Annotated in this window: 13 protein-coding genes; 8 read left to right on the forward strand and 5 right to left on the reverse strand. The window is 69.5% G+C overall.

What is annotated here, in order from left to right:
* Positions 1–112: 112 nt before the first annotated feature.
* Together ACFWPJ_RS11370 and ACFWPJ_RS11375 are read left to right on the forward strand one after the other, a co-directional pair.
* Positions 113–2,299, forward strand: coding sequence for an N-acetylmuramoyl-L-alanine amidase (locus ACFWPJ_RS11370; RefSeq protein WP_378849781.1), 2,187 nt, complete (start codon positions 113–115; stop codon positions 2,297–2,299).
* A gap of 80 nt (positions 2,300–2,379) precedes the next feature.
* Positions 2,380–3,405 (forward strand): CobW family GTP-binding protein, encoded by a 1,026-nt coding sequence (locus ACFWPJ_RS11375; protein ID WP_378849782.1) that lies wholly within the window; start codon positions 2,380–2,382, stop codon positions 3,403–3,405.
* A 3-nt stretch (positions 3,406–3,408) separates the two neighbouring features.
* Here the strand turns inward: ACFWPJ_RS11375 and ACFWPJ_RS11380 are convergent, their stop codons facing one another.
* The 3 genes from ACFWPJ_RS11380 to glp are packed head-to-tail and all read right to left on the reverse strand — an operon-like array spanning position 3,409 to position 6,117.
* Positions 3,409–3,840, reverse strand: a complete 432-nt coding sequence (locus ACFWPJ_RS11380; RefSeq protein ID WP_378849784.1) for a molybdenum cofactor biosynthesis protein MoaE — start codon at positions 3,838–3,840, stop codon at positions 3,409–3,411.
* On the reverse strand, positions 3,833–4,915 hold the full coding sequence (gene moaCB / locus ACFWPJ_RS11385) for a bifunctional molybdenum cofactor biosynthesis protein MoaC/MoaB (RefSeq protein WP_378849786.1): 1,083 nt from the start codon (positions 4,913–4,915) through the stop codon (positions 3,833–3,835). The genes ACFWPJ_RS11380 and moaCB overlap by 8 nt, the downstream gene beginning before the upstream one ends.
* Positions 4,912–6,117: a gephyrin-like molybdotransferase Glp gene (gene glp / locus ACFWPJ_RS11390; RefSeq protein WP_378849788.1), complete on the reverse strand. Its 1,206-nt coding sequence runs from the start codon at positions 6,115–6,117 to the stop codon at positions 4,912–4,914. The genes moaCB and glp overlap by 4 nt, the downstream gene beginning before the upstream one ends.
* A gap of 142 nt (positions 6,118–6,259) precedes the next feature.
* Between glp and moaA the strand changes: the two genes are divergently transcribed.
* Both moaA and ACFWPJ_RS11400 read left to right on the forward strand, forming a co-directional pair.
* Complete coding sequence (gene moaA / locus ACFWPJ_RS11395; RefSeq protein WP_378849790.1) at positions 6,260–7,318, forward strand: GTP 3',8-cyclase MoaA; 1,059 nt, start codon at positions 6,260–6,262, stop codon at positions 7,316–7,318.
* The gene (locus ACFWPJ_RS11400) at positions 7,311–7,553 is read left to right on the forward strand and encodes a MoaD/ThiS family protein (protein WP_189027138.1); all 243 of its coding nucleotides are present in this window, start codon (positions 7,311–7,313) and stop codon (positions 7,551–7,553) included. Before moaA ends, ACFWPJ_RS11400 begins: the two co-directional genes overlap by 8 nt.
* A gap of 10 nt (positions 7,554–7,563) precedes the next feature.
* Here ACFWPJ_RS11400 and nadE read toward each other — a convergent pair whose 3' ends face one another.
* The gene (gene nadE / locus ACFWPJ_RS11405; protein WP_378849791.1) at positions 7,564–8,388 is read right to left on the reverse strand and encodes an ammonia-dependent NAD(+) synthetase; all 825 of its coding nucleotides are present in this window, start codon (positions 8,386–8,388) and stop codon (positions 7,564–7,566) included.
* 6 nt (positions 8,389–8,394) lie between these two features.
* Complete coding sequence (locus ACFWPJ_RS11410) at positions 8,395–9,042, reverse strand: TetR/AcrR family transcriptional regulator (RefSeq protein ID WP_378849793.1); 648 nt, start codon at positions 9,040–9,042, stop codon at positions 8,395–8,397.
* Positions 9,043–9,138: 96 nt separating this feature from the next.
* Between ACFWPJ_RS11410 and ACFWPJ_RS11415 the strand changes: the two genes are divergently transcribed.
* The 4 genes from ACFWPJ_RS11415 to ACFWPJ_RS11430 form a co-directional block, all read left to right on the forward strand.
* Positions 9,139–9,708 carry an NAD(P)H-dependent oxidoreductase gene (locus ACFWPJ_RS11415; RefSeq protein ID WP_378849795.1) on the forward strand — a complete coding sequence of 190 codons (570 nt, stop codon included), beginning with the start codon at positions 9,139–9,141 and terminating at the stop codon, positions 9,706–9,708.
* Between the two features lie 389 nt (positions 9,709–10,097).
* Complete coding sequence (locus ACFWPJ_RS11420) at positions 10,098–10,331, forward strand: redoxin NrdH (protein ID WP_378849797.1); 234 nt, start codon at positions 10,098–10,100, stop codon at positions 10,329–10,331.
* A gap of 23 nt (positions 10,332–10,354) precedes the next feature.
* Entirely contained in the window at positions 10,355–10,825 is a 471-nt protein-coding gene (gene nrdI, locus ACFWPJ_RS11425) for a class Ib ribonucleoside-diphosphate reductase assembly flavoprotein NrdI (protein WP_189027151.1), read from the forward strand.
* 11 nt (positions 10,826–10,836) lie between these two features.
* On the forward strand, positions 10,837–11,880 hold a 1,044-nt coding region (locus ACFWPJ_RS11430; protein WP_378849799.1), incomplete at its 3' end, for a ribonucleotide reductase N-terminal alpha domain-containing protein.

Below are 11,880 nucleotides of genomic sequence, written 5' to 3' on the forward strand. Positions count from 1 at the left end.
CGGGGTGTTTTGGTTTTGGGTGTGTGTTTGCTTGTGTTTATTGTGTCACCGGGGGGTTTGGGTGTAAACTGGGGGGTGGGGGGGGGGCTGGGTCGCGGCCCCCCGACCGAACATGCAACCAAACATCATCAAGGCCGGTCTCTGCTCCACCGTCTCCGCCGCGGTCGTGATCTCGCTGACCGGGCTCGTGCCCGGCGCGGCCACCGCGGCGCCCGAGCCTGCCACCGGCGACCAGCTCGTAGGCAAGACGATCTTCCTCGACCCCGGTCATCAGGGGTCAGCGCACGCGGAGAACCTGGGCCGCCAGGTCGACAACGGCCGCGGCGGCACCAAGGACTGCCAGACCACCGGCATGACGTCGCTCAACGGCGTCCCCGAGCACACCATCAACTGGAATGTCGCCGAGCTGGTGAAGGTATCGCTGCAGGCGCTGGGCGCCGATGTGGTGCTCAGCCGCGCCGACGACGCAGGCTGGGGCGGGTGCGTCGACGATCGCGCCCGCGCCGCCAACCAGTCCGGCGCCGCGGTCGCGGTGAGCATCCACGCCGACAGCGCGCCCGCCGACCAGCGCGGTTTCCACCTGATCGTGCCGCAGCTGCCCATCCCGGACTCGGCCGCCGACCTGGCGCAGTCCGGCCCCGGCCGCGCGGCATCGTCCCTGGTCCGCGACGCCTACCTCGCCGCAGGCTTCCCGGCCGCCACCTATGCCGGAGTCAGCAATGGCCTGCAGACCCGCGCCGATGTGGCCGGTCCGGCATTGACGCAGGTCCCGCTGGTGTTCGTGGAGATGGGCAACGGCGCCAATCCCGAGGACGCCGCGCTGCTCGAATCGCGCGAGGGACAGCTGAAGCACGCGGTCGCCATCACGACCGGGGTGGTCGGGTACCTCCTGAACAGGCCGGTCGGGGCAGCCGTGCCCGCGTTCGCGCCGGATTCGATACCCGCTCCCGGCCAGGTGCCCGCGCCGACGCCCGCACAGGAGCCGGGGGTGGCGTCACCGCCGACCACGGGACCTGGCGCGGCCTCCACTCCCGCCCCGGAGGCCGGCACGGCCCCCATCCCATTCGGTGAATCCGCCGACGCGCTCGCTCCGAAGCCGAGCCCTGCCGCCACGCCGGCATCCCCTGCCCCGGCTGACGCCACCGCGCCTGCCCCGGCTGACTCGACTGCGCCAACTGACGGCAACGGCAACGTGCCAGCTCCGGCTGACGGCAACGCGCCCGCTCCGGCTGGCGGGATCGCGCCTGCTCCGGCTGGCGCGTCTGCCCGAGCCACCGTGCCTGATCCGGCTGACGAACCTGCTCCGGCCAACATGTCTTCTCTGGCTGACTCGCCAGCTCCTGCAAACCCGCCGGCACCAGCTGACTTGCAGGCTCCGTCTGGCGCGCCCGCCCCGGCCAACTCCCCGGCTCCGGTTGAGGCACCGGCGCCCGCCAACGCGCCGGTTCCGGCCGACGCGCCAGCTCCGGCTGACGCACCGGCCCCCGCCAACGCGCAGGCTCCGGCTAAGGCGCCGGCCCCAGCCACCCCACCGGCCCCAGCCAACGCGCAGGCTCCGGCAGAGGCGCCGGCCCCAGTCAACCCACCGGCCCCAGCCAACGCGCCCGCTCCGCCTGATTCGCCCGCTCCTGCTGACGCGAACGAGCCTGCCCCTGCCCCCGCCGGCGCTCCGACTCCGGCGCCAACCCCCGCCGATAAGCAGGCTCCCGGGCCCGCCCAGACTCCACCCAACGGCGACCAGTCGCCCGCGGCCGAGCCCACCCCGACCACCACGCCCGCACCCGCGCAGGCGGCCAACATCCCGGCCCACGCCCCGTTCGGCGCCCCGGTGCTCGAGTTCGCACCCGCCCAGCACCCGATCGCCGACGATCGCCTGCCGAGCGGTTCCAGCGGCCGTCTGACAGCTCCCGGCGGCGATCAGGCTCCGGCCGATCAAGCCCCCGCCCAGCAGCGGGCCCCGAAGCCGCCGGCCGGGTCCGGTCAGGCGAAGGTCCCCGGTGGCACCGAAGTGCGCACCGCAGCGCCGGGCGCTCCCGCGGCGCCGTCGACAACCACTCCGCGCAAACGCAGCCCCACCCCGCAGCCCCAGGCGGCCCCGAAGCCCCAGGCGACCCCGGATACCCAGGATGAGTCCGGCTCCGAACTCGACCTGAGCGACCTCGGCGGCCCGATCCTCACCGTCATGAATCTGCTGATGCCCCTGGCCCAGTCCCTCGGCATGGACGACACCGCCATGACCAGCCAGCTGATCAACCTGGCCTACACGCTGGTCGGCATGGTCTTCGGCCCGGCGAAGTAGCCGAACGCACCCGAAGCCGCCGACTCCGCCCAGGAGCCGGCGGCTTCGGCCGTTCGGGCACAATCGACACAGTGATTCCTGTGGTGATCGTTGCGGGTTTTCTCGGGTCGGGGAAGACGACCCTGCTCAACTATCTGTTGCGCAACAACCGGGGCACCCGGATCGGCGTGGTGGTCAACGACTTCGGCGCGGTGAACATCGACGCGATGCTGGTGGCCGGGCAGGTCGACGCGATGGTGTCGCTGGGCAACGGCTGCGTGTGCTGCGCGGTCGACGTGTCCGAGCTCGACGACCTGTTCGCGCGCCTGGCGCAACCGCGCAGCGCCGTCGACGTGATCGTGGTGGAGGCCAGCGGGCTGGCCGAACCGCGAAATCTGATCCGGATGGTGGTGGCCAACCCGAATCCGCGGATCGGGTACGGCGGACTGGTCGAGGTCGTCGACGCCGAGCTGTTCGGCGAGACCAGCGCCCAGCACCCCGAGCTGGTGACACATCTGCGGTTGGCGGATCTGGTGCTGGTGAACAAGGCCGACCGGGTGTCGGCCGGCGCGCTGGCCGAGCTGCGCGAGCAGATCGCGGGCTGGGTGGGCCAGGTCCCGGTGTACGCGACGACCCACGGCCGCGTCGACCCCGGACTGCTGTTCGACGAGCGCGAGCTCGAGACGCCGAAGGTGGCCCAGCAGCTGAGTTTCGACTCGTTGCTCGACGAACACGACCACGACCACGATCACGACGACCCCGACCACCGGCACCTGCACGACGACTACGTGTCGGTGTCGTTCACCAGCAAGCGCGCGCTGAACCCCCGGGCCCTGATCGCCTTCCTGGAAGACCCGCCGCCGGGCCTGTTCCGCGCCAAGGGCTGCGTGGCCTTCGCGGTGGCGGGGGAGCGGCGCAAATTCGAGATGCACCTGGTCGGCAGACACGTCGTGTTCACGCCCGGCCCCTGGGCGCGCGGCGAGGAACGCGTGTCGAATCTGGTGCTGATCGGCTCCGGGCTCGATCAGGACGCGGCACTGGATCGCTTGCACGCCACCGTCTTCGAGGGCGACGAACCGATGGACGAGCAGGCGATGCTCGGCGTGTGGCGCTACACCCCGCAGTGACGTTCAGCCGCAGGCATTGACCCATTCGGACAGGCCGTCGGCGAACAGCTGCCGCTTCCAGATCGGCACCTCGTGCTTGATCCGGTCGACGAGTTCGGCGCAGACGGTGAACGCCTCGGCCCGATGCGGTGCGGCGACCGCGACGACGATCGCCAGATCACCGATCGTGAGCGAACCGACGCGATGCGTCGCAGCCACCGGAAGCCCGTGCGCGGCAGCGACTTCGGCACAGATAGCGTGCAGGAACCGCTCGGCCTGCGGGTGCGCGGAGTACTCCAGCGAGGTCACGGCCTGGCCGCTGTCGTGATTGCGCACCTTGCCGGTGAAGACGACGACAGCGCCGAATTCCGGTCCGTCGACGGCACTTTCGACGGCGATGGGATCGAGCGCCTGATCGCTGATCGCGGTCAGGCGCACCGCGCCGTGGTCATTCATGGTCGCCGCCTCCGGCTACTTGCGCGAGCAGATGGTCCAACAATGGTTCCAGGACCGCGATCCCGTCCTTCACCCCGCCCGGCGACCCGGGCAGGTTGACCACGACGGTGTGGCCTGCCAGCCCCGCGACACCCCGGCTGAGCGCGGCGAGCGGGAACTTCGCGGTGCCACGCTGCCGGATGGCATCGGCGACACCGGGCAGTTCGCGGTCGAGGACGGCGCGGGTGGCCTCGGGGGTGGCATCGGTGGGTGAGGCGCCGGTGCCGCCGGTGGTGACCACCAGCGCGGGTCCGCCGAGCAGCGCGTCGGCCAGGCCGGTCGCGATGTCGGCATCGGCGTAGACGAGGGGACCACGCACCGAGAAGTCTTGTGCTGTCAGCCATTCGGCGAGGACGGGCCCGGTGGTGTCGACACGGGTGCCCGCCGCCGCACCGGTGGACGCGACCACGACCACCGCGGTGCGCGAATCACTCACGGAGACAGCCTGTTTGGTCGGAGCGGCCGTCGCTGGGGCGACTTCGGTGCCGCCGACGTGTCCCGCATCCGGCGCGGATCCACTGTCGACCTGAGCCAACCGGTTCAGCGCCTCGCCGGAGGGTTCCGCCTCGGGCCGCACCCAATGCCCATGCTTCCCACCTTCTTTGGTGAGCAGCCGCACCCCGTTCATCACCGCCGCGGGATCAACGGCCTTCACCATGTCGTGCAGCGTGAGCCCCGCGACGGCGACAGCGGTCAGCGCCTCCATCTCGACCCCGGTCGGCCCGCTGGTCTTCGCGGTCGCCTCCACCGTGATGGTCGTCTCGGTGAACCCGAACTCCACCTTCACCGACGACAGCGCCAGCTGATGACACAGCGGGATCAGCTCGGCAGTCTTCTTGGCACCGGCGATTCCGGCCAACCGCGCCGTCGACAGCACATCCGCCTTGGGCATCCCCTCGGCCCGGACCAGCGCGACCACCTCGGCGGTGGTCCGCAATTCGCCTGCGGCGACGGCGATCCGGGCGGTGTCGGCCTTGGCGCTGACATCGACCATGCGTGCCCGACCCTCGCGGTCGACGTGGGACAACTCGCTCATAGCGTCAAGATTCGCACAGTGGCACCCGCGGGCAGCGAGGTGACCTCGGCGGGCACATCCACCAGCACATCGGCCCAGGCCATGCCGGCGATGAGATGGGAGCCGGGGCCCGAGACGACCTCGACGCCGTCGTCGGTCACCAGGCCACGCAGATACTGACGCCGTCCCGCGGGGGAGCGCACCGGCGTCAGCAAGGTCACCTCGGCGGTGGCGGGTGCGGGCAGACCGCCCAGTGCGCGCACCACCTCGCGGGCGAACACCGAGTAGGACACCGTCGTGCTCACCGGGTTCCCGGGGAAACTCAGCACGGGGACACCGTCGACGACCGTGTATCCCTGCGGTCCGCCGGGTTGCACCGCCACCGAACCGAAGGTGCCGCCGAGCGGTTCGAGCACATCCTTGACGACCTCGAAATCGCCCTTGGACACCCCGCCGGAGGTGAACACGAGATCGGCGGCGGCGACCGCGGCGCGCAGCACGGCGGTGAACTCGGCCGGATCGTCGGTGCTGTGCGCGACCTCGACGACCTCGACACCGTCGGCCCGCAAAGCAGCGGCCAGCGCGATCCCGTTCGAGTTGTAGATCTGGCCCGGCGCGAGTTCGGTCCCTGCGGGCTGGAGTTCGTCGCCGGTGGTGATACAGACCGCGCGTAGCCGGCTCAACACCGGCACGCTCGGCAGGCCGACGGCGGCCAGCGCGGCGATATGCCGGGGCGCGAGCACGGTGCCCGCCCTGGCGACCAGCTCACCGGCGCGTACATCGGTGCCCGCCTCCCGCACGAACTCGCCGCGACCGCGACCACGCTCGACCACGATCCGACCCTCGCCCGCCTGCACGTCCTCGACCGGGACGACACAGTCGGCGCCGGGCGGGATCGGCGCACCGGTCATCACCTTGAGCACCGAACCCGCGGGCAGTGGCGCCGTTCCCGGCTTGCCCGCCGCGACGACACCGGCAACGGGCAAGGTCACGGGGGTGACGGCGACATCGGCGGCGCGCACCGCGTACCCGTCCATCGCCGAGTTCCGGAACACCGGGAGGTCGATGGGTGAGCGCACATCGGCAGAGAGAACGCGGCCGAGCGCATCGGGCACCGGCACCTGTTCGTCGGCGCGGTCGGCGAGGTGGGCCAGCAGCGCGGCGACGGTGTCGCGGTACTCGTCGACACTGCGCGCCGACGCGGTGGCGGGCCGGGAAGTCATGCTGCCAGCCTAATCGCCATCCGACCGGCGGGTTCTTCCCGCGTCGCTCACCGCGCCCGAGCGGGAGTGGTGAGCTGTCGACTTCGTGACAGAACGGCGCTCCACACGGCTCGCGCCGGGATCGACGAGTCATACTGTAGGAATGACGCTGGTCGAAATGGGGATACCCGCTGTGCGATCGGAGCGGCCTTCCCTCGACGGCCGGCCCGAGACGCCGCTCCTCGTCGACCGCTTCGGCCGGGTCGCGCGCGATCTGCGGGTCTCCATCACCGAGAAGTGCTCGCTGCGCTGTACCTATTGCATGCCCGAGGAAGGGCTGCCGCCGATCCCGCGTGAGGAGCTGCTCAGCGCCGACGAGATCGTGCGGCTGGTCTCGCTCGCGGTGCGCGAACTCGGCGTGCGCGAGGTGCGCTTCACCGGCGGCGAGCCGCTGATGCGCCGGGAACTCGAGGAGATCATCGCGGGCTGTCATGCCGCCGTGCCTGGCACGCCGCTGGCGATGACGACCAACGGCGTCGGCCTCGAACACCGCGCGCATGCCCTCGCGAAGGCGGGCCTGAGCAGGGTCAATGTCTCCCTCGACACCGTTGACCGGGTCGATTTCACCCGTCTCACCCGCCGCGACCGGCTCGAATCGGTGCTCAACGGCATCCGCGTCGCCCGCGATGCCGGTCTGGCTCCGGTGAAGGTGAACGCGGTCCTGATGCGCCAGAACCTGGCCGGTGCGCCGGACCTGCTGGCGTGGTGCCTGGCCGAACAGTGCGAGCTGCGGTTCATCGAGGAGATGCCGCTCGACGCCGACCACGAATGGGCGCGCACCAACATGGTGACCGCGGCCGACCTCCTCGACGTGCTCGGCGAGCGGTTCGCCCTGACCGAGGTCGGTCGCTCCGATCCCTCGGCCCCGGCCGAGAAATGGCTGGTCGACGGCGGACCGGCGACGGTCGGCATCATCGCCACCGTCACCCGCAAGTTCTGCGACAGCTGCGACCGCACCCGGCTCACCGCCGACGGCATGCTGCGCTCGTGCCTGTTCAGCGACCAGGAGTTCGACGTGCGGACCGCGCTGCGCGCCGGCGCCGACGACGACGAGGTCGCCGAGCTCTGGCGCGGCGCGATGTGGCAGAAATGGGCTGGACACGGCATCGACGCCGCCGGCTTCGTCCCCCCGGAACGCACGATGGGAGCCATCGGTGGTTGAGGTCCGCTACTTCGCCGCGATCGCCGACGCGGTCGGCAAGAACACCGAATCACTCGAACTCCCGCCCGGCGCGACCGTCGCCGATCTGCGCGCCACCCTCGCCGCCACCTACGGCTCCGAGGTCGACTCCCTCGTCGGCGTCTGCGCCTTCCTGATCGGCGACGAACTCACCCGCGACCCGTCGGCCATGCTCCGCGACCGCGTCGACGTCCTGCCACCCTTCGCCGGCGGCTAGCCCGCCCGGCCTAGCGCCACCAGGTGTCGAGGGGCGTCACCGGGACGGTGCGCTTGTGGCGGGTGTTGGTGAAGATCGACTCGACGCGGGCGGCGACCTCGGGAGTGACGTCCTTGCCTTCGAGGTAGTCGTCGATTTCGGCGTAGCGCAGGCCGAGGGCTTCCTCGTCGGGGAGGGCGGGGCGGTCGTCCTCGAGGTCGGCGGTGGGGACCTTGGACCAGATGCTCGACGGGGCGCCCAGTTCCTGCAGCAGGGCCGCGCCCTGACGCTTGGTGAGACCGGTGAGCGGGGTCAGGTCGACGCCGCCGTCACCGAACTTGGTGAAGAACCCGGTGACCGCCTCCGCGGCGTGATCGGTGCCGACCACCAGCAGGTTCTCCTGCCCGGCCAGGGCGTACTGGGCGACCATCCGCTCGCGGGCCTTGATATTGCCGCGCACGAAATCGCGCAGTCGCTCATGGTCGAGCGCGCCCGCGACCTCGGCGGCCACCGAGTCGGCGCCGGGCCGGATGTTCACCACGACCGACCGATCGGGGTCGATGAAATTCAGGGCGGTCTGGGCATCGTGTTCGTCGGCCTGGACGCCGTAGGGCAGGCGCACCGCGAGGAACTTCGCCTCGATGCCGTCGGCGCGCAGCTCCTCGACGGCGAGCTGGCACAGCCTGCCCGCGAGCGCACTGTCCTGGCCGCCGCTGATGCCGAGGGCGAAGCCCGCGGCGGGGGTGGAGTTCAGATAGTCCTTGAGGAAATCGACGCGACGGCGGACCTCCTGCTTCGGCTCGATCTCCGGCAGCACGCCCAACTCGGCGATGATCTGTTCACGCAGTGTCCCCATGCGGCCTCACTCTACTTGTGTGGCAGGGGAAACGGCCCGGCGAACGAGCCATTCCCAGTTGTCGCCGATCTGAGCACGGGTGTAGCCGAGGATGGCGATCTGGTGAATGACCAGCGCCGCCGACAGCGTCGACAGCAGCGTGTCGGCGATCAGCGGCAGCTCACCGGTCACCCCGGCCGCGCGCAACAGCAGCACGACATGGGCCTTGTGCAGGCCGTACGGCCCACCGCCGAAACGCCCCTTCTCCTCGGCGGCCCGGTGCAGATCGCCCTCGACCTCGATGTCGAGCAGCCGGGTCCGCCCGAACGCGATCAGCCGCTCGACCGGACTCGCATCGGGACCGAGCGGGGCAGGCCCGAACATGAACGCGGCCTGGAACTTCTGTTCGGAGTGATCGAGCAGGGCCAGCATCAGCCCGGTCCGATTACCGAACCGGCGGAAGACGGTGCCCTTGCCGACGCCGGCGCGCTTGGCGACGGCATCCATCGTCAGCCCGGCGACCCCGTGCTCGCGCACCAGCTGCTGGGCCGCGTCGAGCAGCAGCGCCCGGTTGCGGGCGGCGTCGGCACGCTCGATCGGCTCGGCATTGCCGGGCAGCGGCTGCCCGATCGGCAGCAACGGCGGCCCGTCCGACCTGGGTGTGCTGTAGCTCACGCCGCTCACACGTCCTCCGCGGGAAGTAATCGGACTGGGGTCCGGTTGTTGTCGGATGAAACTTCGATCATCCCACTGAGTACACCAGGAGTCGTCATGGCCGGGACCCGCATCCTCACTCTCGTCGGAAGCCTGCGCGCGGGCTCGATCAACCGCCAGCTCGCCGAGGCCGCGGTGCAGACCGCGCCGGACGGCGTCGAGATCGCGATCTACGAGGGTCTCGCCGAGATCCCGTTCTACAACGAGGACCTGGATGTCCCCGGTTCGGTCCCCGTCAAGGCCGAGGCGCTGCGCGACGCCGTCGCCGCGGCCGACGCCGTCCTGCTGGTCACCCCGGAGTACAACGGCACCCTGCCCGCCGTGCTGAAGAACGCCATCGACTGGGCCTCGCGCCCGTACGGCGTCGGCGCGATCAAGGGTAAGCCGGTCGCCGTCGTGAGCGCCTCGATCAGCCCGCGGGCGGCCGAGTGGGCCCACGGTGACGCGGTCAAGGCCGTCGGTGTCGCGGGCGGCGTCGTCGTCGAGGCGGCCACCGCGCGTTTCGGCACGATCGGCGAGCGCTTCGGCCAGACCCACCCGGCCCAGGACGCCGAGGCGCTGACCCAGCTCGGCGCCACCGTCCACGAGCTGGTCTCCGCTGCTGACGGCGAGCTCGTCACGGCGTAAGCTGTCGGTCGGCTCGAACGGGGCGTCGCATCCATCGCGGAGGCGACGCCCCTTCGCTGTCTGCGAAGTTTGCTGAAGACTCGCCGGGATGCAAAATCGTGATCTGGGCCACTGTTTTCCCAGCGTGTCGATCGCGCGTCCTGGGACTTACCCCGTCGGAATTACATCTGTGCGACTCGCAACACCTTGTGCTGTTCCAAAGTGTCGGCCACTAGGTGTAGTGTCTGCAGTACTGGAAGACGGTGTGAAGCCACCACTGATCGGGCCCAAGGGAAGGGGTTACGAGCAGGGCTTTCTTCGCCAGATCCAGGAGTTTGCGCAGCATCACCGTTCGTGCACTGCATACGGATCACAGGCTGTGGATCAGGCATAGGAGAGAGGGACTCTAGATGACCATCACCGTGTACACCAAGCCCGCTTGCGTCCAGTGCAATGCCACCTACAAGGCGCTCGACAAGGCCGGGGTGGACTACGAGATCATCGACATCTCCGAGAACGCCGACGCGCGTGACTACGTCATGGCGCTCGGCTACCTGCAGGCGCCCGTCGTCGTCGCGGGCGAGGATCACTGGTCGGGCTTCCGTCCCGACCGCATCAAGTCGCTCGCGGTCGCGGCCGCCTAGGACTTCGCCGGAAGGAGGCACCCATGCCCGAGCGGATCACTCCGGGCGGGCTGGTCTACTTCTCCAGCGCTTCGGAGAACACTCATCGTTTCGTCGAGAAGCTGGGCCTCCCGGCTACTCGGCTACCACTGCACACCGCTGATTCGCTGCGCGTCGACGAACCCTACGTGCTGATCACTCCTACCTACGGGGGTGGTCGGCACGTCATGGGTGGGCAACGGTCCGACAAGGACCTCGTACCGCGGCAGGTCGCCAAGTTCCTCAACGACCCGCACAACCGCGCGCTCCTGCGCGGGGTGATCGCGGCCGGCAACACGAACTTCGGCGATACCTACTGCGCCGCGGGCGACATCATCTCGCGCAAGTGCGGGGTGCCGTACCTGTATCGCTTCGAACTCATGGGAACCGCTGAGGACGTCGTGCGCGTCCGAGAGGGATTGGGATTGTTTTGGCAACAGCAACCACAGCACCGACCGGCAAGACTGCCCGCCTAGAGCAGGCCGCGGTGCGCGCCGACGCGGGCGAGGTACTCGACTACCACGCCCTCAACGCGATGCTGAACCTGTACGGCCCCGACGGCGAGATCCAGTTCGACAAGGACCGCGAGGCCGCGCACCAGTACTTCTTGCAGCACGTCAACCAGAACACCGTCTTCTTCCACAACCTGGACGAGAAGCTGGACTACCTGGTCAAGGAGAACTACTACGAGACCGAGGTCCTCGACCAGTACAGCCGCGCGTACATCAAGGCCCTGTTCCAGCAGGCCTACGCCAAGAAGTTCCGGTTCCCCACCTTCCTCGGCGCGTTCAAGTACTACACCTCGTACACGCTCAAGACCTTCGACGGCAAGCGCTACCTGGAGCGGTTCGAGGACCGCGTCGTCATGGTCGCGCTGACGCTGGCCGCCGGCGACGAGGTGCTGGCGAGCAAGCTGGTCGACGAGATCATCGACGGCCGCTTCCAGCCCGCCACCCCGACCTTCCTCAACTCCGGCAAGAAGCAGCGCGGCGAGCCCGTGTCCTGCTTCCCTGCTGGTACCCCCGTGGACACGATCGATGGTCAGCGGGCTATCGAGACGCTGCAGGCCGGCGACCAGGTGCTCTCGCACGACGGAACTTACCGTGCGGTCGAGGCCCTGATCGAGAACCCGAACGACCAAGCGCTCGTGTCGATTTCCCACTTCGGCCACAAGGAGCCGATTCGCTGCACGCCAGAGCACCCGATCCTGGTCTGGACCTCGCGTGATGTCGAAACCCTGATTGACGGTGACGGTGCCGACCCGTTCAACGGGTTTGTGTGGCTGGCTGCGCAGGATGTGCGCCCGTCCGACTTCATCGTGACGGCGGCACCGCTGGGCGATCGGGATCGGCGCACATTCGATCTCATGGACCACGTCGGTGAGGGCGTCTACGAAGAGGTCGACGGTGCGATCCGCAAGGTGAGCGTTGATGCGGAGCGCCGGAACAAGCCGCGCCACAGCGAACGCTTCGTTGCAGTCAATCGTTACGTTGAGGAGTCCTACGAACTTGGCTTGATTCTTGGCTGGTAC

The sequence above is a fragment of the Nocardia sp. NPDC058497 genome (assembly GCF_042720195.1).
Taxonomy (GTDB): Bacteria; Actinomycetota; Actinomycetes; order Mycobacteriales; family Mycobacteriaceae; genus Nocardia.

Bases quoted from the DNA above. Each gene is read 5' to 3' on its own strand.
- ACFWPJ_RS11380 (WP_378849784.1), bottom strand. From the start codon at position 3,840: ATGAATGACCACGGCGCGGTGCGCCTGACCGCGATCAGCGATCAGGCG.
- ACFWPJ_RS11370 (WP_378849781.1), top strand. From the start codon at position 113: ATGCAACCAAACATCATCAAGGCCGGTCTCTGCTCCACCGTCTCCGCC.
- nrdI (WP_189027151.1), top strand. From the start codon at position 10,355: ATGCCCGAGCGGATCACTCCGGGCGGGCTGGTCTACTTCTCCAGCGCT.
- ACFWPJ_RS11420 (WP_378849797.1), top strand. From the start codon at position 10,098: ATGACCATCACCGTGTACACCAAGCCCGCTTGCGTCCAGTGCAATGCC.
- moaCB (WP_378849786.1), bottom strand. From the start codon at position 4,915: ATGAGCGAGTTGTCCCACGTCGACCGCGAGGGTCGGGCACGCATGGTC.
- nadE (WP_378849791.1), bottom strand. From the start codon at position 8,388: ATGGGGACACTGCGTGAACAGATCATCGCCGAGTTGGGCGTGCTGCCG.
- ACFWPJ_RS11415 (WP_378849795.1), top strand. From the start codon at position 9,139: ATGGCCGGGACCCGCATCCTCACTCTCGTCGGAAGCCTGCGCGCGGGC.
- moaA (WP_378849790.1), top strand. From the start codon at position 6,260: ATGACGCTGGTCGAAATGGGGATACCCGCTGTGCGATCGGAGCGGCCT.
- glp (WP_378849788.1), bottom strand. From the start codon at position 6,117: ATGACTTCCCGGCCCGCCACCGCGTCGGCGCGCAGTGTCGACGAGTAC.